This is a genomic window from Actinomycetospora succinea (assembly GCF_004363095.1).
Classification (GTDB): Bacteria; Actinomycetota; Actinomycetes; order Mycobacteriales; family Pseudonocardiaceae; genus Actinomycetospora; species Actinomycetospora succinea.
In genome coordinates this window covers 852391-875901 of sequence record NZ_SNYO01000001.1, presented here as the reverse complement: position 1 = coordinate 875901, position 23511 = coordinate 852391, and the positions used below count along the sequence as shown (strand labels likewise).

The window sequence follows — 23511 nt, the reverse complement described above, 5'->3', positions numbered from 1 at the left end:
CGCCCGCGGGCGGGTGACCTGGTCTGCCGAGGAGAAGCGGTTCTCGGGCGGCGGGACGGCGCTCAGCGACCCTGATCGGGTCGTCCGCCGTCCGCGGCAACCTCCCCAGTCTGCCATGCCGCCGCGCGGGGCCCGGGGGCCGGGTCGTACCCGCACGCCGCGAGCACCTCGCGGTCGCGGGCGTCGAAGGCGTCGGCGCCGTGCCGGGCGACGAGTGCGTCGAGCAGGTCGGGGCGCACGGCCGCGGTGCGCTCGAGCGAGCGGTCGCGGCGCCACCGGTCGACGACGGCGTGGTTGCCGCCGCGCAGGACGTCGGGGACGTCGAGCCCGCGCCACTGCTCGGGCCGCGTGTAGGCCGGCGCCTCGAGCAGACCGCCGGTTCCTTCCGCGAAGCTGTCCAGCTCCGCCGACGCCGGGTTGCCCAGCACACCGGGGACCAGCCGCGACACCGCCTCGACGACCACCAGCGCCGCGACCTCCCCGCCGGCGAGCACGTAGTCGCCGAGCGAGACCTCCTCGACGGGCATCCGGCGCCCGGCGTCGGCGAGCACGCGCGCGTCGATGCCCTCGTAGCGCCCACAGGCGAGCACGAGCCACGGCTCCGACGCCCACCCCGCCGCGCGGCGCTGGGTGAGCGGCGCGCCCGCGGGGGTGGGCACGAGCAGGCGGGGGACCCCGTCCCCGGAAGCGGTCACCTCGTCGAGCGCCGCCCCCCACACGGGCGCCGTCATCAGCATCCCGGGGCCGCCGCCGTAGGGCGAGTCGTCGACGGCCTTGTGCACGCCGGACGCCCATCCGCGCAGGTCGTGGACCCGGACGTCGAGCAGGCCGGCGCGCCGCGCCCGCCCGACGAGTGCCTCGTCGAGCGGGGCGAGGTAGCCCGGGAAGATCGTGACGACGTCGATGCGCATCGGGCACGATCCTGCCCCTGACACGTGCGCGGGAGGTGGCGAGGGGTGGAGCAGTTCCTGTCCTACCCGCAGGAGTGGCGCCTGCTGGCGCCGCTGGCGCTGGCGGTGGTGCTGTGCACGCTGATCGGCCTCGAGCGCGAGCTGGCGGCCAAGAGCGCGGGTCTGCGCACGCACACGCTGGTCGGCGTCGGCTCGGCCGCGTTCATGCTGATCTCGAAGTACGGCTTCAACGACCTGCTCAGCTCCCCCGACATCGCGCTCGACCCCTCGCGCGTCGCGGCCCAGATCGTCTCCGGCATCGGCTTCATCGGCGGCGGGCTGATCTTCGTGCGCCGCGACGCGGTCCGCGGGCTGACGACCGCGGCCACGGTCTGGACCGCCGCCGCGGTGGGGACGGCGTGCGGTGCCGGCCTGCCGCTGCTCGCGATCGGCGGCACGGCCGTCCACTACCTCGTGACGCGGGGCTACCGCCCGCTCGCCCGCTGGGTCACGCGCTCGTCGACGGTGCCGCGCGACGTGACCCTCTCCTACGCCGACGGACGCGGGGTGCTGCGCCGGGTGCTCTCGATCTGCACGGAGCGGGGGTTCGCCGTCGCCGGCATGCACGTCGACCGCGAGGACGCGACCGACGGCGCCGGGGGCACGGACGGCACGACCCACGTCGCGACGGTGACGCTCTCGCTGTCCGGGCGCGGCCCGCTCGCGCCGCTGTCCGGCGAGCTCTCGGAACTGCCGGGCGTCCTGGCCGTGGGGGTCCCGACCGAGGAGGAGTAGCCGCTCAGGCGGCGTACGCGCGGCCCTGGAGCGCGAACAGCTCCCGGTAGAGCCCGCCCGCGGCCATGAGCTCGTCGTGGGTGCCCTGCGCGGTGATCCGGCCGCCCTCGAGCACCACGATGCGGTCGGCGGTGCGGACGTTCGCGAGGCGGTGCGTCACGAGCACCGTGATCCGGTCGCCGCCCGCCGAGAGCTCGCGCAGCGACGAGAAGACGGCGTGCTCGGCGCGGGCGTCGAGGGCGGCGGTCGGCTCGTCGGCCACCACCAGCGGGGCGTCGCGGTAGAGCCCGCGCGCCACCGCCATCCGCTGCCACTGCCCGCCGGAGAGGTCGCGCCCGCCCTGGAAGGCGCGGGAGAGCACGGTGGCGCGCCCGCGCGGCAGGTCGTCGACGACCTCGGCGGCCCCGGAGCGCCCGAGCGCGTCCTCGTAGGCCCGGTCGGCGGGGTCGTCGCGGTCGAGGCGCCCGATGCGGACGTTGTCGTCGGCGCGCAGCGGCCACTGCACGGGCGCCTGCGCCACCAGCGCGACGTGCTCGAGGGCGGCCGCCGAGTCGGTCTCGCGCAGGTCCCGCCCGTTCCACCGCACCCGGCCCTCGGTGGGCAGGTAGAGCCCGACCAGCAGCTTCGCCAGCGTCGACTTCCCCGAACCGTTCTCCCCCACCAGCGCGACGACCTCGCCGCGGCGCAGCGTGAGCCCGACGTCGGCCAGGGCCGGGACCTCCTGGCCCGGGTAGCGGAACGTCACGCCGTCCAGCTCGACGACCTCGGGCGCCCCCGGCGCCGGACCGGCCGGGGCGCGCCGCCGCGAGCGGGCGTCCTCCACGCACCGCGTGTACAGCTCGACGAACAGCCCGGCCTCGAACAGCAGGTTCGCGCCGAACACCGACGTCTGCACCGCGCTCGACGCCGCGCGCATCGCGACCACCGCCGTGCCGGCCAGCGGCAGCGCGAGCCCGCCGGTGTAGACGAGCAGGCCCACCGCGACGTAGCCCAGCGCGGTCGCGACGCCGGACGCCGCACGCCCGACCGTGACGAGCGCGTTGCGGCGCTGCTCGACCCGGATGCCCTCGCGGGAGAGCTCGGTCGCGAGGCGCTCGTGCTCGTCGGCGAGCACCCCGCCCACCGTGAACGCCCGCACCTCGGCGGCGTTGTCCCGCCGCGAGATGAGGTCGCCGACCACCGCGAGGCGGCGGGCCTGCGCGATCGTGCGCAGCGTCGAGGCGAACATCAGCCGGACCCCGGAGACGGCGGCCCACGCCTGCGGCAGGCCGGCGAGCAGCACGATCGGCGCGAGCAGGGGGTGCACGATCCCGGCGGCGACCACCGACGCGACCACCGCGACCGACCCGGACACCAGGTCGCCGACGACGCTCGCCCCCATCCGGATCCGCGTCACCGAGTGCTCGGCGCGGTCGACGAGCGCCGTGAAGTCGGCGTCGTCGAACGCGACGAGGTCGACGGCGACCAGGGCGGTGTAGAGGTCGGTCTGCACGCGGCGCTCGACGCGCGGCACCAGCTCGGCGGTGACCGCGCCGGCCGCGGCGTCGAGCAGCCCCCGCGCGGCCAGCGCCGCGACGACCACGGCGAGGGCGGGCAGGGCGGCCACGACGCGTTCCGGGGTGGGGCCCTCGGCCAGCAGCCTCGAGAACACGTCGGCCGTCGCCAGCAGCCCGAAGGCCGTGACGACGCCGGACACGAGGTGCACGACGACGGCGAGCGCGGTCCAGCGCCGCGAGCCCTGCCACGCCCATCGGGTCAGGATCGCGACCGTCCGCGGCACCGCCCGCGCGACCGCCAGCGGCCCGGCCTGCGCCGTCGCCTCGAGCCCGAGGGCCCAGGCCGGCGTCTCCAGCTCCTCGGCCCCGAACAGCGTCCGGCGCCCCGACTCCCCCGCGTCCCCCACGGGTGTCAGTCTGCGGGGTCGAGCAGGCCTTCCGGGGGATCGAGCACGAGCCGTCCGCCGGCCACGTCGACCTCGGGGACGATCGCGGCCACGAACGGCACGAGCAGCTCGCCGCCCTCGACGCGGTCGACGGAGAGCAGCTCGCCGCCCACCCCGTGCAGGACCGCGGTGACCGTCCCGACGGCCGTCCCGTCGGTGAGCACCGCGGTGAGGCCCTCGAGCTGGTGGTCGTGGAACTCGTCGGGGTCGTCGGGCGCCTCGGCGAGCGCTGCCGCCGTGAGCTCCGCGGTCCGCAGGGCCTCGGCGCCGTCGCGGTCGCCGACCTCCTCGACCGTCACGAGCAGCCGGTCGCCGTGACGGCGGGCGGCGACGACGGTGACGGACGTGACCTGCGACAGGCGCGAGCCCCGCACCAACAGCACGGTGCCCGGGGCGAACCGGGCCTCGACGTTGTCGGTACGGGGCTCGACGACGAGCTCTCCGCGCAGGCCGTGGGCCTTGACGACCCGGCCGACGACGCGCTGGTCGTCGGACGGAGCGGTCACGGTGCCGTGCTCAGCGGTCGGTGTCGACGACGTCGACACGCACGCCACGGCCGCCGATGCCGCCGACGACGGTGCGCAGGGCGGTGGCCGTGCGGCCGTTGCGGCCGATCACCTTGCCGAGGTCGTCGGGGTGGACCCGGACCTCGAGGGTGCGACCGCGGCGGTTGGTCACGAGGTCGACGGCGACCTCGTCGGGGTGGGCGACGATGCCGCGCACGAGGTGCTCGAGCGCCTCGGCGAGCTCGCTCATCGAAGGGCTCCAGCTCCGCTGCGCTGCGTGTCGCTCACTCCGCGGAGCCGGAAACCTTGGCCAGCTCCTCGTTGAAGCGGGCCTGCTTGTCGACCTTCTCCGGCTGCGGCTGGAGCTTGCCCTCGGCGCCGGGGAGGCCCTTGAACTTCTGCCAGTCGCCGGTGACCTTGAGCAGGCCGTGGACCGGCTCGGTCGGGATGGCGCCGACGCCCAGCCAGTACTGCGCGCGCTCCGAGTTGATCTTGATGACGCTCGGCTGGCTCTTGGGGTGGTACTCGCCGATCGTCTCGATGACACGACCGTCACGGCGGTTCTTCGCGTCGGCGATGACGACGCGGTAGTGCGGCTCGCGAATCTTGCCGATGCGGGCGAGCTTGATCTTGACAGCCACTGCTGGGTACTCCTCGGTCGATGGTCGGGGCCGCCCTGCCGAGGAGGACCTCCGGGGCGGCGTGCCCGCTCGTGCGTGGTCACGGTCGTGCCGTGACAACTCGTCGATTGTGCCAGACGGCCACTCAGGCGAACGGCGCGAGGGTGACCCCGGCGTCGCGGAGGGCCTCGGCGACGCGCCGGGCCGAGGTCACCGCGTCCGGGGTGTCCCCGTGCAGGCAGAGCGAGGCGGCCTCGGTGGGGATCTCGGTGCCGTCGACCGCGACGATCACGCCGTCGGTGGCCAGCCGGCGGGCACGCTCGACGACCGCGTCGGCGTCGGGCAGCAGCGCGCCGGGCTCGCGGCGGGGCACGAGGGTGCCGTCGGAGGTGTAGCCGCGGTCGCCGAACGCCTCGGCGTACGTGGTCAGGCCCGCCTCGGCCGCCCGCGCGAGGAACCGCGAGCCCGGGAGCCCGAGCACCGGCAGGCCTGCCTGCTCGGCGGCCGCGACGACGGCGCCGGCCTGGGCGTCGTGGTGCACGACGGCGTTGTAGAGCGCGCCGTGGGGCTTGAGGTAGGCGAGCTCCCCGCCCGCCGCCCGCGTGAACTCCCGCAGCGCCCCGACCTGGTAGACCAGGTCCGCGGTGAGCTCGGCGGGGTCGGCGTCGACGAACCGGCGACCGAAGCCCGCCAGGTCGCGGTAGGACACCTGCGCGCCGACGGCCACGCCGCGCTCGACCGCCGCCGCGGCGACCCGCTGCATCGTCAGCGGGTCGCCCGCGTGGAAGCCGCACGCCACGTTCGCCGAGGTGATCACGTCGAGCAGCGCGTCGTCGTCGGTGAGCGACCAGATCCCGAAGCCCTCGGCGAGGTCGGCGTTGAGGTCGATGCGCACTCTCCCCACCCTAGGAGCTTGACCTGGAGCGCACTCGAGGGCGCAGTCTGTCCCCGTGAGTGATCCGCTGACGGCGCCCGTCGCCGTCGAGGAGGAACCCCCCGTCCGCGTCGGCCTGTTGCTCGGCGTGCTGCTGGTCGCGGTGGCGGTCGCGGTGCTCGCCAACAGCATGGTGCTGGTCCTGGTCCCCGAGATCGGGCGCGACTACGTCGCCTCCCCCGGCAGCCTCGCCTGGGTCGTCACCGCGTTCTCGCTGAGCTTCGCGGTCGCCACGCCGCTCTACGGGCGCATCGCCGACGTCTTCGGCGTGCGCCGGGTGTTCGCCGCCGGGATCGCGGTGTTCCTCGTCGGCTCGGTGATCGCGGGGCTGGCCCCGAGCATCGGCGTGCACCTCGTCGGGCGGGTGCTGCAGGGCCTCGGCAGCGCCGCGGTGCCCGCCCTCGGGTCGGTGGCGGTCGCGCGGGCGCTGCCACCGGGCCGCCGCGGGTTCGGCTTCGGGATCGTCGGCACCGGGGTCGGCGCGGGGCAGGCGCTGGGGCCGCCGCTGGCCGGGTTCGTCGCCGAGCTCGCCGGGTGGCGCTGGCCGTTCCTCGGCGCCGCGCTGCTGGTCGCGCCGTTGCTCGTGATCGCGCCGCGGGTGCTCCCCGACGGCCGGCAGAGCGCCGACCCGTCGTGGCGCCAGATCGACCTCGTGGGCGGCGCGCTGCTCGGCGGCGCCGTCGGGATGGGCCTCTTCGGCCTCACGCGCGCCCAGCAGACGGGGATCCTCGCGCCGTCGGCGTGGGGCGCGGTGCTCCTGGCCGTTGTGCTCGCGGGCGGGTTCGCGCTGCGCATCCGGCGCACGCCCCGCCCGTTCGTCCCGCCGTCGCTGCTGGCCCACGGCCCGTTCCTCACGGCCGTGGCGGTCGGGTTCCTCGCGATGTTCTGCTACCTCGGCACGATCCTGCTCGTGCCGCTGCTGGTCGCGACCGTCAACGGGCTCGGCGTCGGGCACGTGGGCCTGGTCCTGCTGCCCGGCGCGCTCGCGGTCGCCGCCCTGTCCTCGCCGGCGGGCCGGCTGTCCGACCGCCTCGGCCCGCGCCGGCTCGTCGGGATCGGGCTGACGCTGCTGCTCGCGGCCGTCGCGGCGCTCTCGACCGTGGCGGGCGGGTCGGCGGTGGTCCTGTCCGCGGTGACGTTCGCGGTCGGCCTCGCGCTCGCGTCGATCACCTCGCCGCTGATCAACGCGGTGGCCGCCGCGGTCCCGACCGAGCACGCCGGGGTCGGGCTCGGCATCTACCAGGGCGCGTTCTTCCTCGGCGGCGGGACGGGCGCGGCCGTGCTCGGCACCGTCCTCGCGGCGCGCACCGCGGGCGGCGCCGGGTCCTGGAATCCGCTGCACGACGGCGCGGGCGCCGCGTTCTCCGACGCCCTGCTGGTGATCGCCGCCGTGCTCGTCGCGGCGATCGCGCTGTCCCGGCGGCTCCCGGCGCGGACCTAGCGAGCGAGGGACTCCCCGGCTGCGTCCCACGCAGGCGGGGACGCCCTCGCTCCGCCCGGCGTCAGCGCAGCGACGTCCCCGCCCGCAGCACCAGCCGCGGCGCGCGCAGCGTGTCGGTGTCCACCCGGGGGTCCTCGGTGGTGACGACGAGGTCCGCGGGGGCGCCGTCGACCAGGCCCGGGCGCCCCAGCCACGCCCGCGCGTCGCCGCACGCCGCGGCGAACGCCCGCGCCGGCCCGAGCCCGATCCCCGCCAGCGCGGCGACCTCGTCGACGATCCGGCCGTGGACGATGCCGCCGCCGGCGTCGGTGCCCGCGAACACCGGCACGCCCGCCTCGATCGCGACGGCGAAGGTGCGCGGCGCGCGGGCGTAGAGCTCGCGCATGTGGGTGCCGTAGCGGGGGAACTTCTCGCCGGCCGCGTCGGCGAACGACGGGAAGTTCTCGACGTTGATCACGGTCGGGACCAGCACCGTGCCGCGCTCGACCATCATCGCGATGGTGTCGTCGGTCAGCCCGGTGCCGTGCTCGATGCCGTCGATGCCCGCCCCGATCAGCCCCGGCAGCGCGTCCTCGCCGAAGACGTGGGCGGTGACCCGCGCGCCCTCGGCGTGCGCGGCGTCGATCGCGGCGCGCAGCACGTCGTCGGGCCACAGCGGCGCGAGGTCCCCCTCCTCGCGCTCGATCCAGTCGCCGACCAGCTTCACCCACGGGTTGGCGCGCGCGGTCTCGGCGACGGCGGCGGGCAGCTCGTCGGGCTCGACGTCGATCGGCAGCCCGCGGATGTAGCGCTTGGGCCGGGCGAGGTGGCGCCCGGCGCGGACGATCTCCGGCATCCGCGGGTCGTCGTCGAGCGGGCGGGTGTCGACGGGGCTGCCGCAGTCGCGCAGCAGCAGCGCGCCCGCGGCGGCGTCGGTGTGCCCCTGCTCGCGGGCCTCCTCGAGCTCGACGGGGCCGTCGGGGCCGATGCCGACGTGGCAGTGGGCGTCGACCAGGCCCGGGAGGATCCACCCGCCGTCGGCCACCGTCTCGGCGTCGGGCACCGGGTCGAGGCTGATCCGCCCCTCCGCGGTGACCCACAGCTCGCCGGCGCGCTCCCCCTCCGCCGTGCCGTCGAGGAGGACGCCGCGCAGGTGCAGGGCCGAGGGGATCGCCATGGCCGGGAGGGTAGCCAGCCGCGACCTAGGCTCGCCCCGTGAACCCCGCCCGCGTGGAGGACGTCCACGCCCTCGCGGCCGCGATGCCGCACGTCACCGCGCTCGAGGGACCGAAGGGCAACACCGTCTACCAGGTCGGCGGGAAGTCGTTCGTGTTCTTCCGGACCCCGCAGCCCGACGCCCGCGACCCGGAGACCGGCGAGAAGTACCCCGACGTGATCATGTTCTGGGTCGAGTCCGAGGAGGACAAGGACGCGCTCGTGCACGACGCGTCCACGCCGTTCTTCACCACGCCGCGCTTCGACGGGCACCTCTCGGTGCTGCTGCGCGCGGCGCACCTCGACCGCATCTCCCGCGAGGAGCTGACCGAGATCGTGCAGGACGCCTGGCTGGCGCGGGCGTCGAACCGGCGGCGGGAGAAGTGGCTGGAGGGCTAGCTACTTCCGCTTCTTCTTGTTGCCCTTCTTGCCCCCGCCGTTGCCGCGGGAGCCACCGCCGCCGGCGTTGCCGGGGAAGGTCAGGGCCGACGGGTCGAAGCCCGCGGGCAGCTCGTTCATGCCCGCCAGCGCCGGCGGGAGCTGGTTGAGGCCCGGGGTCTGGTAGCTGCCGACCGAGCGCTCGCCGCGGTCCTGCTGCCCGGTGCTCTCCTGGGCGATGCCCGCGATCGCCGGCATCTGCTTGGGACCCTTCCGCCCCTTGACCGCGGCCTTCGCCGCCTGCCGCTTGCCCTTGCGCCCGCCGCCCATGCCCGGCAGCCCGAACTGGCCGGCCATGTTCTTCATCATCTTGCGGGCCTCGAAGAACCGCTCGACCAGCTGGTTGACGTCCGTGACCCCGACGCCCGAGCCGTTCGCGATCCGCAGCCGGCGCGACCCGTTGATGATCTTCGGGTCGGCCCGCTCGGCGGGCGTCATGCCGCGGATGATCGCCTGGACGCGGTCGAGGTGCTTCTCGTCGAGCCCCGCGAGCTGGTCCTTCATCTGGTTCGCGCCGGGGAGCATGCCCAGCACGTTCGCGATCGGGCCCATCTTGCGCACGGCCATCATCTGCTCGAGGAAGTCCTCGAGCGTCAGCTCGCCGGTGCCCATCTTGGCCGCGGCGGCCTCGGCCTGGCCCTCCTCGAAGGCCTGCTCGGCCTGCTCGATGAGCGTGAGCACGTCGCCCATGCCGAGGATGCGCGAGGCCATCCGGTCGGGGTGGAAGACGTCGAACTCGTCGAGCTTCTCGCCGTTGGAGGCGAAGAGGATCGGCTCGCCGGTGACCTCGCGGACCGACAGCGCGGCACCACCGCGAGCGTCGCCGTCGAGCTTGGTCAGCACCACGCCGGAGAAGCCGACGCCGTCGCGGAAGGCCTCGGCCGTGGTGACGGCGTCCTGGCCGACCATGGCGTCGAGGACGAACAGCGTCTCGTCGGGCGTCACGGCGTCGCGGATGTCCGCGGCCTGGCGCATCAGCTCCTCGTCGACACCGAGACGGCCGGCGGTGTCGACGACGAGCACGTCGTACTGGCGGCTGCGCGCGTCGGCGACGGCGCGGCGGGCGACGTCGACCGGGTCGCCGACGCCGTTGCCGGGCTCGGGCGCGAACACCTCGACGCCGGCGCGCTCGCCGACGATCTGCAGCTGGTTGACGGCGTTGGGGCGCTGGAGGTCGCAGGCCGCGAGCATCGGGGTGTGGCCCTGGCTCTTGAGCCAGAACGCGAGCTTGCCGGCGAGCGTCGTCTTGCCGGAGCCCTGCAGGCCGGCGAGCATGATCACGGTCGGCGGCTGCTTCGCGAAGCGCAGGCGGCGGGTCTCGCCGCCGAGGATGCCGACGAGCTCCTCGTTGACGATCTTGACGACCTGCTGCGCGGGGTTCAGCGCCTCGGAGACCTCGGCGCCGCGCGCCCGCTCCTTGACCTGCTTGACGAAGCCCCGGACCACGGGCAGGGCGACGTCGGCCTCGAGCAGCGCGATGCGGATCTCGCGGCACGTCGTGTCGATGTCGGTCTCGGAGAGCCGACCCTTCCCGCGCAGGTCGGACAGGACCGACGTGAGGCGGTCGGACAGGGCGTCGAACACGGCGCTCGCACTCCTCGATCTGTCGAATGAGGCGCCGGGAGGCATGGCGCAGGACGAACCCCCAGCCTAACGGTCGCGTGACCGGGGCCCGCCCCGCGGCTCAGCCTGCTACTCAGCCCACCACCGGGCGCTCCGGCGCCGAGAGCCCGCTCGAGGCCGCGGCGAGCACGACCTCCTCCACCCGCCGGCGGCACTCCGGGTCGAGCCCCGCGTGCTCCGCGGTCTCCAGGCAGAACGCATCGAGCACCGAGCTGCCCAGCGTCGACACCCGTGCCCACCGCACGTCGAGCCCCTCGGACTCCAGCGCGGCCGCGACCCGGTGCAGCAGGCCGATCCGGTCGCCGGTGCGCAGCTCGAGCACGACCGCGCCGGTGGCCTCGTCGTCGAACCACAGCACGCGGCTCGGCGCCGGGGCCGGTCCCGGGCGGTCGTAGTCGCGCTCCTTGGCCTCGAGGCGCGCCGGCAGGTCGAGCGAGCCGCGCAGCACCCGCACCAGGTCCTCGCGGATCAGCGAGGCCTCGGGCAGGCGACCGAAGCGCGGGGACACGGTGAACGCGTCGACGGCGACGCCGTCGTGCTCGCCGAGGTCGGCGGTGTGCACCTGCAGCGAGTGCAGCGCCAGCACCCCGGCGGCCCGCGAGAGCAGGCCCGGGCGGTCGGGCGCGGCGACGGTCATCGTGATCGTGGTCAGCTCGCCGTCCCCGGAGACCGACACCTCCGGACGCCCGCTGTCGGCCACGGCCTTCGCGAGGCTCAGGGCCTCCTCCGAGAGCGTCGTCGGCCCGGGGGTCGGCTCGCCGGACATCACCACCCGGCAGCGCCGGACGAGGTCGCCCATCAGCGTCGCGCGCCACGGCGTCCACACGCCCGGGCCGGTGCCCAGCGAGTCGGCCTCGGCGAGGGCGTGCAGCAGCTCGAGGAGGACCGGGTCGGCGCCGAGGGTCTCGACGACCCGCTCGACGGTCGCGGGGTCCTCGGGGTCGCGGCGCGACGCGGTGTGGGGCAGCAGCAGGTGGTGGCGCACCATCGCGGCGAGGGTGTCGACGTCGGCGGGCCACAGGCCCAGCCGCTTGCCGAGGGCCGCCGCGAGGCGCTCGCCGACCACCGAGTGGTCCTCGTCGCGGCCCTTGCCGATGTCGTGCACGAGCGCGCCGAGCAGCAGCAGGTCGGGCCGCGAGACGCGCGTGGTGAGCTCGGCGGCGCGGGAGGTGACCTCGACGAGGTGGCGGTCGACGGTCCACACGTGCTGGCGGTCGCGCGGGGGCAGGTCGCGCACGGCGCCCCACTCGGGGAACAGCCGCCCCCACAGACCCGTGCGGTCGAGCGCCTCGACCACGTCGACCATGCCCTCGCCCGCCCCGAGGAGGGCGAGCAGCTCGGACAGTGCCGCCCGCGGCCACGGCTCGCGCAGCTCGGGGGCGACGTCGGCCAGGCGGTGCAGGGTGCCCGCGGCGATCGGCAGCCGGGTGCGCGCGGCCGTCGCGGCCAGGCGGAGCACGAGCGCCGGGTCGCGGGAGACCTGCGCGTCGCGGGCGAGGACCACCTCGCCGGCGTGCTCGACCACCCCGTCGTCGAGGGGGCGGCGGGCCGGCGCGCGGCGCAGGGCGGCCAGGCCCCGGCGCGGCAGGGCGGCGCGCGCCGAGCGCAGCGCGGTGTCGGTGGCGAACACGACCGTCCGCGCGGCGCCGGAGAGGGCGCGGGCGAGGTCGAAGCGGTCGGTGACGCCCAGCTCGCCCGCCGCGGCGGCGACGACCTCGTGGGCGTCCTCGGCCTGCATGACGTCGCGCGCCCGCCCGGCGCGGCGGTGCAGCTCCACGCGCAGGTCGAGCATGAGGCGGCGCGCGTCCTGGACGTCGACGGTGGGCCGGTCGACGAGCTGCGCCGCGGCCAGGGCGTCGAGCAGCTGGATGTCGCGCAGCCCGCCGCGGCCGTTCTTGAGGTCGGGCTCGACGCGGTGTGCGACCTCGCCGGAGCGCTCCCAGCGCGTCTCGGTGGCGGCGACGAGGTCGTCGAAGCGGTTGCGGATGCCGGCGCGCCACGCCTGGCGCGCGGTGACGGCGAGGCGCTCGGCGAGCTCCGGGTCGCCGGCGAGGTAGCGGACCTCGAGCAGGCCCAGGGCGACGCGCAGGTCGGTGGTGGCGACCTCGATGGCCTCGCCGACCGTGCGCACCGAGTGGTCGAGCCCGATCCCGGCGTCCCACAGCGGGTACCAGAGGGCGTCGGCCACGCGGGAGATCTGCTCGCGGCCGCCCTTGCGCCCGCGGCCGTCGTGGATCAGCACGAGGTCGAGGTCCGAGTACGGCGCGAGCTCCTTGCGCCCGAGCGCGCCCACGGCGACGAGCGCCGAGCCCTCCCCCACCCCGACCGCCGCGGCCCGCGACGACAGCCAGAAGTCGTGCAGGTCGACCAGCGCCTCGCGCAGCGCGGCCGGGCCCAGCCGCCGCGCCCCCGGCGGCGGGTCGAGCAGGGCGGCGCGGGCGCGGACGAGGTCCACGGCGTCGCCGTTCGTCGTCCCGCGCTCGTCGTCGAGGCCCGGCGGTCCCCCGCCGTTCCGCCCCCCGCCGTTCCGCTCGGCGTCCGCCACGGCCATCGGCCCGCGTCCCCTCTCGCTGGTGCCTGGTACGACGACGCCGGGTCCCCACCGATCGGGGGACCCGGCGCCGTCGAGGTGCCGAACTACAGGGCGTCCGCCCCGCGCTCGCCGGTGCGCACGCGCACCACGGTCTCGACCGGGGTCACCCAGACCTTCCCGTCACCGATCTTGCCGGTGCGGGCGGTCTCGGCGATCGCGTCGACGACCTTCTCCGCGGCGGTGTCGTCGGTGACGACCTCGATGCGGACCTTCGGCACGAAGTCCACGGAGTACTCCGCACCCCGGTAGACCTCGGTGTGGCCCTTCTGGCGGCCGTAGCCCTGGACCTCGCTGACGGTCATGCCCAGGACCCCGAGCTGCTCGAGGGCGCCCTTGACGTCCTCCAGCACGAACGGCTTGATGATCGCGGTCACCATCTTCATCTCGTTCAGCCCTCCTTGCCTGCGGTCGCCGTGACCTGGGTCGGAGCAGACAGCGTCGACTTCGAGGACCCGAGACCGCTACCCCCGGTCCGCAGGCTCGAGAAGTCGTAGCCCGACTCCGCGTGCTCACCCTCGTCGATGCCCACGGCCTCGCTCTCGTCGTCGACGCGCAGACCCATGATGGCCTTGACGACGAAGGCGATGATCGCGGTGACGACGCCCGAGTAGGCGATCACGGCGACGGCGGCGAGCGCCTGGATGCCGAGCTGGCCGAAGCCGCCGCCGTAGAAGACGCCGGACACCTCGGACGGGGAGCCGTCCCAGGCGAAGAAGCCGATGAGCAGGGTGCCGAGGAGACCACCGACGAGGTGGACGCCCACGACGTCGAACGAGTCGTCGAAGCCCAGCTTGTACTTCAGGCCGACCGCGTAGGCGCAGCCGATGCCGGCGATGAAGCCGATGGCCATGGCGCCGAGCGGGGTGACCGCGGCACAGGCCGGGGTGATGGCGACCAGACCGGCGACGATGCCCGAGGCGGCACCGAGCGAGGTGGCCTTGCCGTCGCGGATCTGCTCGATGATCAGCCAGCCGCAGATCGCGGTGCAGGTGGCGACGACGGTGTTGAGGAACGCGTAGGTGGCCGAGTAGTTCGCCACCGCGGCCGAGCCGGCGTTGAAGCCGAACCAGCCGAACCACAGCAGGCCGGCGCCGAGCATGACCATCGTCAGGTTGTGCGGACGCATGGGCTCACGGGGCCACCCGCGGCGCTTGCCGAGGACGATGCAGAGCACGAGCGCGGCCGTACCGGCGTTGATGTGCACCGCCGTGCCACCGGCGAAGTCGATCGCGCCGATGCCGTTGGCGATCCAGCCGGCGTCGAGGTCGAACACCCAGTGGGCGATCGGGAAGTAGACCAGCGTCGCCCAGAGCAGGGAGAACACCATCCACGAGTTGAACTTCATGCGGTCCGCGGCGGCGCCGGCGACGAGGCCCACCGTGAGGATCGCGAACATGGCCTGGAAGGCCACGAAGGCGATGTCCGGCAGCCCGTCGGTCTGCACCGTCTCGGAGAGCAGGCTCGAGAGCATGAAGTACTGGCCCGGGTTGCCGAGCAGGCCACCGCCGAGGTCGTCCCCGAACGACATCGAGTAGCCGAAGATGACCCACAGCACGCCCACCGTGGCGCAGGTGCTGAACACCATCATCATCATGTTGAGGACGCTCTTCGAGCGCGCCTGGCCGCCGTAGAACAGCGCCAGGCCCGGCGTCATGAGCAGGACCAGCGCGGTGCTGGTCAACATCCAGGCGATCGTTCCGCTGTCGAGTTCCACGGCCAGCCGCGTCCCTTCTCGCTCCCACTGATTTCGAAGAGCGAGAATGCGCAGGGCGTGTTTCCGGTGAGGGCGCGCTGCGTTTCGGCGCAGTTAACAGCCCGCCCGTGCATGTCACCATCATGTTTCGCGGGCGGCGTTACCGGACAGCGGGAGACGTGCGTCATGACGCTCCGCGATCATCGGCCTCCCGAACGGCCGACCGCACCAGGCAGAAGGGGTTGCCGTCGGGGTCGAGGAAGACCCGGAAGGTCGTCCCCGGCTGGTGGGCCGTCTTCGTCGCGCCGGCGCGCAGCACGGCCGCCTCGGCCGTGTCGAGGTCGTCGACCTCCACGTCGAGGTGGAACTGCAGCGCCCCGTCCTCGGGCCAGGCCGGGGCACGCTTCGCGGGGGCGAGCTGGAAGGCGAGCGTCGGGCCGCCACCGCCGTTGAGCTCGATCCAGTCGTCGTCGGTCGCGGACTCGTCGATCGGGAGCCCGACGAGGGTCGCGTAGAACTCCGCGAGCGCCCGGGGGTCCGGGGTGTCGATGGCCGTCAGCTGCAGGCGGGCGATGCCGGTCATGGGGCGCAGGGTAGGGGCGCGCCCCGACAGCTCGTCTCGGGTCAGCAGCTCGTCACTTCAGCAGCGCGTCCACGAACGCCCCGGGCTCGAACGGCGCGAGGTCGTCGGGACCCTCGCCGAGGCCGACGAGCTTCACCGGCACCCCCAGCTCGCGCTGCACCTGGAAGACGATGCCGCCCTTCGCGGTGCCGTCGAGCTTGGTGAGCACGACGCCGGTGACGTCGACGACCTCGCTGAACACCCGGGCCTGGGTCAGCCCGTTCTGGCCCGTGGTGGCGTCGAGGACGAGCAGGACCTCGTCGACCTCCGCCTGGCGCTCCACGACCCGCTTGACCTTGCCGAGCTCGTCCATCAGGCCGGTCTTGGTGTGCAGGCGGCCCGCGGTGTCGAGCAGGACGGCGTCGACGCCGGCGTCGGTGCCGCGCTTGACGGCGTCGAACGCCACGCTCGCGGGGTCGGCGCCCTCCTTGCCGCGCACGGTCTCGGCGCCGGCGCGCTCGCCCCAGGTCGCGAGCTGCTCGGCGGCCGCGGCGCGGAAGGTGTCGGCGGCACCGAGGAGCACGACGTGCCCGCCGCCGACGAGCACGCGGGCGAGCTTGCCGGTGGTCGTGGTCTTGCCGGTGCCGTTGACGCCGGCGACGAGCACCACCGCGGGGCGCCCGTCGTGGGCGAGCGCGCGCACCGAGCGCTCCATGTCCGGGCCGAGGGCCTCGACGAGCACCTCCCGCAGCAGCTCGCGCGCCTGGTCGGCGGTGCGGACACCGCGCGTGGCGATGCGCTCGCGGAGCTTGGTGACGATCTCCTGCGTCGTCGCGGACCCGAGGTCGGCCAGGAGCAGCGTGTCCTCGACCTCCTCCCACGAGTCCTCGTCGAGGTCCCCGGCACCGAGCAGACCGAGCAGGCCCTGCCCGAGCGTCGACCGCGACCGGCCCAGCCGGCCCCGCAGACGCTCGAGGCGGCCCTCGGCGGAGGGGATCTCCTCGGCGGGCGCGGCGGGCGCGACCGTCGCCCCGGTGGACGGGGCGATCGTCTCCGTCGTGTCGTCGGGGGGAGCGGCCGTCGTCGCCGTGTCCTCAATGGGCGCCGCGGCCGGGGCGGTGCCGTTCGTCGAGGGGGCGGGGGCCTCGGGCGCGGCGGTCTCCGGCCCCGCGGTCTCGGGCTCAGCGGTCTCGGGCTCAGCGGTCTCGGGCCCCGCGGTCTCGGGCTCAGCGGTCTCCCGCTCGGCGGTCTCGGGCTCGGCGGCTTCCGGCGGCGCGACGGCCTGGGGGCCGGCCTCGACGTCGGGGTCGGCGAGCAGACCGGGGCCGGTGGCGGCGGTGTCGGGCTCGGTGGTGTCGGTGGTGTCGGTCTCGGGCTCGGCGGGCGCCGGCGTCTCGCGGGCGGGCGGGGCGGCCGGGGGCGCGTCGGCCGCGGCGGGCGAGGCGGTGCCCTGCGGACCACCGGCCTCAGGGTGCTCGGCCGGCTCGGCGGGTTCGGGCGACGGCCGGGGCTCGGGGCGCGGCGGGGTGAGCGTGGAGCCGCCGCTGCCGGCGCTGAAGCTGAACCCGCCGCCCGCGGTGTACGAGCCCTTGGTGGGCTTGGCCTGCTCCTCCTGCTCCTCGGCGAGCGAGACCTGGCGGCGCCGGCGCAGGTAGAGGCCGATGCCCAGCACGATGAGCAGGACGACGACCACCGCGACCACCACGATCGTGGCGATCAGTCCGGGCGACAGACCGGCCGGCGCCGCGAGGGCGGCACTCGCCACCGGGTCGAGGGCGACCGGGTCGAGCGGAGAGGTCAGCGACGAGCTCAGTGACACACCGGCCAGTGTCCCAGCCGCGCACGGCGATGGCGCGCGGCCCGTCGACCGACCCCGGTGATCAGGAGCGTCCCCACGCACCTCGATCGTCACGCAGGGTGCACCACGTCGCCCCTGATCACCCCGACGACCCGGGCCCGCGCCGACCCCGGTGATCAGGAGCGTCCCCACGCACCTCGATCGCCGCGCCGGGTGCACCACGTCGCCCCTGATCACCCCGACGACCCGGGCCCGCGCCGACCCCGGTGATCAGGAGCGTCCCCACGCACCTCGATCGCCGCGCGGGGTGCACCACGTCGCCCCTGATCACCCGGGCGCATCCCGGCAGGCAGGCACCGGCGTGATCAACGGGGACATCGGGCGCGGAGAAGCAGCGAGATACCCGTTCGCTGCGCCGGGCCCGGGACTCAGGCCACGAGCAGGACCACCGCGAGGACGAGGAGCCCCAGCGCCGCGAGGACGGCGACGCCGCCGAGGGCCAGCAGCGCGGCGCCGAGGGTGAATCCGGCGGTGCGCTGGCGGGACGGCCCGAGCGAGCCGGCGAGGCGGGGCAGGGCGGGCGCGCGGTAGAAGACCTCGACCGTGTTGCCCGCGCACACCGGCACCGCGTCGGCGACGTGGCCCCAGGCGCGGCGACCGGCGCGCCCGTGCTCGACCTCGATCTCCACGAGGTGCCGGCCGGCGGGCAGGTCGATCGGCGTGCGGCCCCACGCGAAGCGCCACGGGAGCCCGTCGACGCTGACCGCGACGCGGCGCGCGCCGAGGTGCGGGGACAGGCGGGAGTAGGAGGTGTCGATCACCAGGCGCCCGGACGCGAGCTCGACGGCGGCCGACGGCACGGCCGGCGAGCGGACCACGGTGCGCAGCCGGACGAGCGGACCGGACGGGGTGCCGTCGCCGGCGCGGGCGTGGCGGCCGGTCCCCGTCGACGGCGCCGGGGACACGGGGGCGGCGTGGGCGGGCGCGCCCCTCGGACTGGGTCGCACCGCCGTCATGATCGCCCCCCGGTCGCTCGCAGCCCTCTCACCAGCACGGTAGAGGCGCCGGTCGCGAGCCGGGAGGCCACGACAGCGTCGTCCTCGCCCCCCGATCCGGGCTGCCGGTGATACTCAGAGCAACGTAGCAGCACGCACAGTGATCACGACGGGGTGGTCTCGGCATACGGTCCGGGCGCATCCGCGCCCCGCAGGCGTTGCGAGATGACAGCGGTGATCCCGTCGCCCCGCATGCTGACGCCGTAGAGCGCGTCCGCGATCTCCATCGTGGGCTTCTGGTGCGTGATGATGACGAGCTGCGAGGTGCGGCGGAGCTCCGCGAGCAGGCCGATGAGGCGCCGCAGGTTGGCGTCGTCGAGCGCCGCCTCGACCTCGTCCATGACGTAGAACGGCGAGGGGCGCGCCCGGAAGATCGCCACGAGCATGGCCACGGCGGTCAGCGACTTCTCCCCGCCGGAGAGCAGCGAGAGCCGCTTGACCTTCTTCCCCGGCGGCCGCGCCTCGACCTCGACGCCGGTGGCGAGCAGGTCGTCGGGGTCGGTGAGCACGAGCCGGCCCTCGCCGCCCGGGAACAGCACGGGGAACACCGTCTCGAACTCCCGCGCGACCTCGGTGAACGCCGTCGCGAAGACCTCGAGGATCGTCGCGTCGACCTGCGAGACGACCTCGAGGAGGTCCTTGCGGCTGTTCTTGACGTCCTCGAGCTGCGTGGACAGGAAGCGGTAGCGCTCCTCGAGCGCCGCGTACTCCTCGAGGGCGAGCGGGTTGACCTTGCCGAGCGTGCCCAGCTCCTTCTCCGCCCGCGTCGCGCGGCGCTGCTGGGTGGCGCGGTCGAACGGCTCGGGCGGGGGCATGACGACCTGCTCGCCGCGCTCGCGAGCCGCCTCGACCTCGGCGACCTCGCCGGCCGGCGGGGGGATCGGGACCTCGGGGCCGTACTCGCTGACGAGGTCCTCGAGTCCGATCCCGAAGCGCTCGCCGATCCCCGCCTCCATCTGCTGGAGCCGGGTGCGCTGCTCGGCGCGCACGACCTCGTCGCGGTGGACGGCGTCGGTCAACCGCTCGAGCGAGGCCTGCAGCTCCCGCTGGCGCTCGCGGGCGGTGTCGAGCTCGCCGGCCCGCGCGGTGCGCACGGCCGCGGCGGCGTCGCGGGCCTCGGCGGCGCGGGCGAGCGAGGCCTGCAGGCGCGCCAGCGCGTCCTCGCCGTGCCGGACGGCCTCCTCGGTGAGCCGCGCGACGCGCGCGCGCTCGCGGGCCCGCTCCTGCGCCCGGGCCCGGGCCTCGCGCTCGCCCTCGGCGCGCCGGCGCATGCCCTCGGCCCGCCCGGCGACGGCCCGCAGGCGCTCCTCGGCGGTGCGCAGGGCCAGGCGCCCGTCGACCTCGGCGGCCCGGGCGGCGGTCAGCGCGGCGGAGGCCTGGTCGCGCTCGGCGGCGTGGTCCTCGGCGTCGGAGCCCGCGGCGTCGTCCGCGGCCTCGTCCTGGGCCATCGCGAGCCGCTCGGTGAGCTCGTCGAGCTCGTCGCGGCGCTCGTCGCGGGTGCGCTCGACGGCCGCGCGCCGCTCGGTGAGGCGCTGAGCCTCGGCCTCGGCGGCGCGCACGGTCTCGGACAGGCGGCCGTGCCGGCGGGCCGCCTCGGCGCGCGCGGCGTCGTCGGCGGCCCGGCGGGCGTCGGCGGCGCGGCGGGCCTCGGCGTCCGCGCGGCGCCGGTCGTCGCGGACCTGCCGGGCGACGCCGACCTCGGCGCGGGCGGCGGACTCGGCCTCGCGGGCGGCCTCGAGCGCCGCGTCGGCCTCGCGGACGTGGCGCTCGGCGGCGGCGAGCCGGTCGCCCGCCTCGTCGGCGGCCGCCTGCATCTCGAGCAGGCTCTGATTGCCCGACGGGCCGCCGGCCGCCCAGTCGGCGCCCAGGAGGTCGCCGGCGCGGGTGACGGCGCGCAGGTGCGGGTGGTCGCGGACGACCGCGCGGGCGGCGGGGCGGTCGTCGACGACGACCACCCCGGCGAGGACGCGGGCGACGGCGCCGGCGAGCTCGTCGGGCGCCCGGACGAGGTCGGCGGCCCAGCGGGACCCCGCCGGCGGGTCGCCCGCGTCGGGGACCGCATCCCCTCCCCCGCCGACGAGCAGCCCCGCGCGCCCGCCCTCGGTCTCGTGGAGCCGGTCGAGCGCGTCCGCGGCCGCCTCCGGCCCGCGCACCGCCACGGCGTCCGCCGCCGGCCCGAGCGCGGCGGTGACCGCGTCCTCGTCACCCGCACCGACCCGCAGCAGGGCGGCGACCGAGCCGAGCACCCCGGGCACCGGGTCGGCGGCCGCGAGCAGGGCGCCCGCGCCGTCGCGGCGGGTCAGGCCGAGCGCGAGCGCGTCGGTGCGGGCCTGCCAGTGGGCGCGGTCGCGCTCGGCGTCGCGGTGCGCCGCGCCGGCGGCGTCGACGCCCGCCCGGGCGGCCTCGTGGCGCTCGACGGCGGCGTCGAGGGCGGCCTCGGGGTCGGGGGCGTCCTCGTCGGGGACCGCCGCGGGCTCGGCCGCGGGCTCGACCGAGGGCTCCGGCCCCGTCTCCTCCTCCACCGCCGCCAGCTCCTCGCGGGCAACGGTCGCGCGCTCGTGCGCCTCGTGCAGCGAGCTCGCGATCTGCTCGAGCTCCTCGGTGGACGACGCGAGGCGCCCCCGCAGCGTCTCGACCTGGCCCGCGAGCGTGGCCACGCCCTCGCGGCGGTCGGCGGCGGCGCGCGTGGCCGCGGCGAGGCGCCGCTCGGCGGTGGTCAGCGCGTCCTCGGCCTGCTCGCGGCCCTCGGCGTGCGCCTCGAGCGTCGCGCGGGCCTCGGCGACCTCGGCCTCGAGCGTCGTCTCGTGCTCGGCGGCCGCCGCGGCGCCGCGCTCGAGCTCGTCGGGATCCGGGCCGGTCGGCGCGTCCTCGGCCCCGGCGACGTGGCGGTGGCGCTCGGCGGCCAGCGCGACCGTGCCGCGCAGGCGCTCCTGCAGCGCCGAGAGCCGGTACCAGCCCTCCTGCGCGCGGGTGTGCGCCGGCGTCGCGGCCTCGACCGCCGCCTCGAGCGTCGTCACCTGCTCCCCGACCTCGGCGAGCGACCGCTCGGTCTCGTCCCGACGGCGGCGGGCGGCGTCCTCGTCGGCCTGCTCGCGGGAGATCGTGGTGCGCAGCGTGACCAGGTCGTCCGCGGCGAGGCGCAGCCGGGCGTCGCGGAGGTCGGCCTGGATGGTCTGCGCGCGGCGGGCGATCTCGGCCTGGCGCCCGAGGGGCTTGAGCTGGCGGCGCAGCTCGGTGGTCAGGTCGGACAGGCGCGTGAGGTTGGCCTGCATCGCCTCGAGCTTGCGGAGCGCCTTCTCCTTGCGCTTGCGGTGCTTGAGGACGCCCGCGGCCTCCTCGATGAACGCCCGCCGCTCCTCGGGACGCGACTGCAGGATGGTGTCGAGCTGGCCCTGGCCGACGAGGACGTGCAGCTCGCGGCCGATGCCGGAGTCGGAGAGCAGCTCCTGGACGTCGAGCAGGCGGCAGCTGCTCCCGTTGATCTCGTACTCGCCGGCGCCGGAGCGGAACACCCGCCGGGTGATCGACACCTCGGCGTACTCGATCGGCAGCGCGCCGTCGGCGTTGTCGATGGTCAGCGTGACCTCGGCGCGGCCCAGCGGGGCGCGCCCCGAGGTGCCGGCGAAGATGACGTCCTCCATCTTGCCGCCGCGCAGGGCCTTGGCCCCCTGCTCGCCCAGCACCCAGCTGATGGCGTCGACGACGTTGGACTTGCCCGACCCGTTGGGGCCGACCACGCACGTGATGCCCGGCTCGAAGCGCAGCGTCGTGGATGACGCGAAGGACTTGAAGCCCTTCAGCGTGAGGCTCTTCAGGTGCACGCCTGGCCCTCCTCCCCCGCCCGGGTCCACCGAGACGCTACGCGACACCCGAAACGTCCACGGGATCGGTCGAGCGCGTTAGCCGTGTCGCACCGAACGCGTCGTTTCAGGTCCGTCACCGCCTGTCAACCCGTGGGGCATGGCAACCGCAACGCACTACCTCGAGGTCAACGCCCCGGCCGCGCAGTGCTACCATTGGTGGCGGCCGCTGACCCACCTGCCGCAGATCATGGACGACGTGAAGTCGGTGGAGCCGAAGAACGGCCAGGCCGACGTCACGCACTGGGTGGTCGAGGGCCCGCTGGGCAAGGACGTCGAGTGGGACGCCAAGATCATCGACGAGGAGCGCGACCGGAAGATCGCGTGGAAGTCGCTCGAGGAGAGCAACAACCACGTCGAGACCGGCGGCGCGGTGCGCTTCGACCCGCACGGTGACACCACCGGTGTCGAGGTCAGCCTCCACGTGCAGACGCCGGGTGGCGCCGCGGGCGACGCCGTCGCCAAGCTCTTCGCCGACCCGCAGAAGAAGATCGAGAAGGCGCTCGAGGAGTTCAAGGAGCTCATGGAGCACTCCTCCCAGAACGTCTGAGCACCCTCGCTCGTCGTCCGGGCCCCGCATCGCCGCGCGATGTGGGGCCCGACGTGTCTCCGGGGCCGCTACTCTCGGAGGGGTGACAGCGCCGGGAGACGAGCCGGGATACACCGAGGACGGCGTGCCCACGTTCGAGCACGTCCGCGAGACGATCGAGCGCCGCTCCACGACGGCCGCCGGCTACGAGGAGCTCGTCGCCGACAGCCCCGCGGGGCGCGAGCGGGCCGAGCGCGAGGCCGACCACGACGCCGCCGCGCGCGACAAGCTCGAGGAGATCCGCCGCTCGGTCCGCGGCGACGGCTGATCGGGCCGGCTGATCGGGCCGGCTGCTCAGGCCGGCGGCACCGCCAGTCGCAGGGCCGCCGACGTCCGGTCGTGGACGCCGAGCGCGGCGTAGGCGTTCTCCAGGTGCTTGCCGACGGTCCGGCGGCTGATCCCCAGCTCGTGCGCGATCGCCGCGTCCGTCGCGCCCCGGGCCACCCGGGCGACGACCGCGTGCTCGCGGGCCGTGAGGGTCCGCGTCGGCGCGCCGTGCGCGGCGCGCCACAGCGCGTCGGCGAGGTGGGGGCGCACGAGGTGGAGCAGCGCCACGTCGCGGGCGGTGAAGTCGCCCTCGCCTCGGTGCAGCGCGACGCAGGCCTCCCCGCCGCGGCGCCGCAGGACGAGCACGGCCCGGAACCGCGCCTCGGGCACCCCGCTCGGCGGCCACGCCAGCGGGCGCCCGTCGAACCCGGTCGCCGCGAGGCTCCCGGCGGCGACGAGGGTGGCGAGCCCGGGCCACACGGCGCGGTCGAGGTCGGCGGCCGTGCGCACGGCGGCGGACGCCGCGGCGAGGTCGAGGGCGGCGGTCAGGGTGCGCTCGGCGGTCATGGCCACCCCTGGAGGTGAGCGGGTCACCGAGTGTCGCGCGGGTCGGCGTCGGCCGGGAGTCGGCATCACCCGCTCGGCCTACGGAGCCCTCCGTATCGAGGGCGGCACCGTGACCGGACTTCACTGGTCCTCCGCCGTCCGTGC

Annotated in this window: 20 protein-coding genes and 1 pseudogene; 5 read left to right on the top strand and 16 right to left on the bottom strand. The window is 75.6% G+C overall.

Features of this window, described 5'->3' with window-relative positions; genetic code table 11:
• Positions 1 to 62: 62 nt before the first annotated feature.
• Positions 63 to 911: a tRNA (guanosine(37)-N1)-methyltransferase TrmD gene (trmD, locus tag EV188_RS04145; RefSeq protein WP_133824913.1), complete on the bottom strand. Its 849-nt coding sequence runs from the start codon at positions 909 to 911 to the stop codon at positions 63 to 65.
• Between the two features lie 45 nt (positions 912 to 956).
• On the opposite strand from trmD, the gene EV188_RS04140 reads away from it, so the two are divergent.
• Positions 957 to 1685, top strand: coding sequence for an MgtC/SapB family protein (locus tag EV188_RS04140; RefSeq protein ID WP_208113967.1), 729 nt, complete (start codon positions 957 to 959; stop codon positions 1683 to 1685).
• A 4-nt stretch (positions 1686 to 1689) separates the two neighbouring features.
• Here the strand turns inward: EV188_RS04140 and EV188_RS04135 are convergent, their stop codons facing one another.
• The 5 genes and pseudogenes from EV188_RS04135 to EV188_RS04115 form a co-directional block, all read right to left on the bottom strand.
• On the bottom strand, positions 1690 to 3588 hold the full coding sequence (locus EV188_RS04135) for an ABC transporter ATP-binding protein (RefSeq protein ID WP_133824912.1): 1899 nt from the start codon (positions 3586 to 3588) through the stop codon (positions 1690 to 1692).
• A gap of 5 nt (positions 3589 to 3593) precedes the next feature.
• On the bottom strand, positions 3594 to 4133 hold the full coding sequence (gene rimM, locus EV188_RS04130) for a ribosome maturation factor RimM (RefSeq protein WP_133824911.1): 540 nt from the start codon (positions 4131 to 4133) through the stop codon (positions 3594 to 3596).
• Between the two features lie 10 nt (positions 4134 to 4143).
• The gene (locus tag EV188_RS04125; protein ID WP_133824910.1) at positions 4144 to 4383 is read right to left on the bottom strand and encodes an RNA-binding protein; all 240 of its coding nucleotides are present in this window, start codon (positions 4381 to 4383) and stop codon (positions 4144 to 4146) included.
• Positions 4384 to 4441: 58 nt separating this feature from the next.
• Positions 4442 to 4774, bottom strand: a pseudogene (gene rpsP / locus EV188_RS04120) (30S ribosomal protein S16); the annotation flags it as partial.
• Between the two features lie 124 nt (positions 4775 to 4898).
• Complete coding sequence (locus EV188_RS04115; RefSeq protein WP_243741458.1) at positions 4899 to 5648, bottom strand: LamB/YcsF family protein; 750 nt, start codon at positions 5646 to 5648, stop codon at positions 4899 to 4901.
• Between the two features lie 55 nt (positions 5649 to 5703).
• Between EV188_RS04115 and EV188_RS04110 the strand changes: the two genes are divergently transcribed.
• Positions 5704 to 7128 carry an MFS transporter gene (locus EV188_RS04110; protein ID WP_243741457.1) on the top strand — a complete coding sequence of 475 codons (1425 nt, stop codon included), beginning with the start codon at positions 5704 to 5706 and terminating at the stop codon, positions 7126 to 7128.
• 61 nt (positions 7129 to 7189) lie between these two features.
• Here EV188_RS04110 and EV188_RS04105 read toward each other — a convergent pair whose 3' ends face one another.
• Positions 7190 to 8284: an amidohydrolase family protein gene (locus EV188_RS04105; protein WP_133824907.1), complete on the bottom strand. Its 1095-nt coding sequence runs from the start codon at positions 8282 to 8284 to the stop codon at positions 7190 to 7192.
• Positions 8285 to 8322: 38 nt separating this feature from the next.
• Here EV188_RS04105 and EV188_RS04100 point away from each other — a divergent pair, with 38 nt between their 5' ends.
• The gene (locus EV188_RS04100) at positions 8323 to 8721 is read left to right on the top strand and encodes an MmcQ/YjbR family DNA-binding protein (protein WP_243741456.1); all 399 of its coding nucleotides are present in this window, start codon (positions 8323 to 8325) and stop codon (positions 8719 to 8721) included.
• Here EV188_RS04100 and ffh read toward each other — a convergent pair whose 3' ends face one another.
• The 8 genes from ffh to smc form a co-directional block, all read right to left on the bottom strand.
• Positions 8722 to 10344: a signal recognition particle protein gene (gene ffh, locus EV188_RS04095; RefSeq protein ID WP_133824906.1), complete on the bottom strand. Its 1623-nt coding sequence runs from the start codon at positions 10342 to 10344 to the stop codon at positions 8722 to 8724.
• A 112-nt stretch (positions 10345 to 10456) separates the two neighbouring features.
• Positions 10457 to 12934, bottom strand: coding sequence for a [protein-PII] uridylyltransferase (locus EV188_RS04090; protein ID WP_133824905.1), 2478 nt, complete (start codon positions 12932 to 12934; stop codon positions 10457 to 10459).
• A gap of 86 nt (positions 12935 to 13020) precedes the next feature.
• Positions 13021 to 13359 carry a P-II family nitrogen regulator gene (locus EV188_RS04085; protein WP_133824904.1) on the bottom strand — a complete coding sequence of 113 codons (339 nt, stop codon included), beginning with the start codon at positions 13357 to 13359 and terminating at the stop codon, positions 13021 to 13023.
• Between the two features lie 5 nt (positions 13360 to 13364).
• Positions 13365 to 14660 (bottom strand): ammonium transporter, encoded by a 1296-nt coding sequence (locus EV188_RS04080; protein ID WP_133824903.1) that lies wholly within the window; start codon positions 14658 to 14660, stop codon positions 13365 to 13367.
• A gap of 193 nt (positions 14661 to 14853) precedes the next feature.
• On the bottom strand, positions 14854 to 15252 hold the full coding sequence (locus EV188_RS04075; RefSeq protein ID WP_133824902.1) for a VOC family protein: 399 nt from the start codon (positions 15250 to 15252) through the stop codon (positions 14854 to 14856).
• A gap of 52 nt (positions 15253 to 15304) precedes the next feature.
• Positions 15305 to 17050, bottom strand: coding sequence for a signal recognition particle-docking protein FtsY (ftsY, locus tag EV188_RS04070; protein WP_424922906.1), 1746 nt, complete (start codon positions 17048 to 17050; stop codon positions 15305 to 15307).
• A gap of 407 nt (positions 17051 to 17457) precedes the next feature.
• Positions 17458 to 18036: a hypothetical protein gene (locus EV188_RS04065; protein WP_133824901.1), complete on the bottom strand. Its 579-nt coding sequence runs from the start codon at positions 18034 to 18036 to the stop codon at positions 17458 to 17460.
• 152 nt (positions 18037 to 18188) lie between these two features.
• Entirely contained in the window at positions 18189 to 21905 is a 3717-nt protein-coding gene (smc, locus tag EV188_RS04060; RefSeq protein WP_133824900.1) for a chromosome segregation protein SMC, read from the bottom strand.
• A gap of 139 nt (positions 21906 to 22044) precedes the next feature.
• Here smc and EV188_RS04055 point away from each other — a divergent pair, with 139 nt between their 5' ends.
• Entirely contained in the window at positions 22045 to 22494 is a 450-nt protein-coding gene (locus tag EV188_RS04055) for an SRPBCC family protein (RefSeq protein ID WP_133824899.1), read from the top strand.
• Positions 22495 to 22576: 82 nt separating this feature from the next.
• On the top strand, positions 22577 to 22801 hold the full coding sequence (locus EV188_RS04050; protein ID WP_133824898.1) for a hypothetical protein: 225 nt from the start codon (positions 22577 to 22579) through the stop codon (positions 22799 to 22801).
• Positions 22802 to 22827: 26 nt separating this feature from the next.
• On the opposite strand, the gene EV188_RS04045 is transcribed toward EV188_RS04050, so the two are convergent.
• Positions 22828 to 23367, bottom strand: coding sequence for a helix-turn-helix transcriptional regulator (locus EV188_RS04045; protein WP_133824897.1), 540 nt, complete (start codon positions 23365 to 23367; stop codon positions 22828 to 22830).
• Positions 23368 to 23511: the final 144 nt, after the last annotated feature.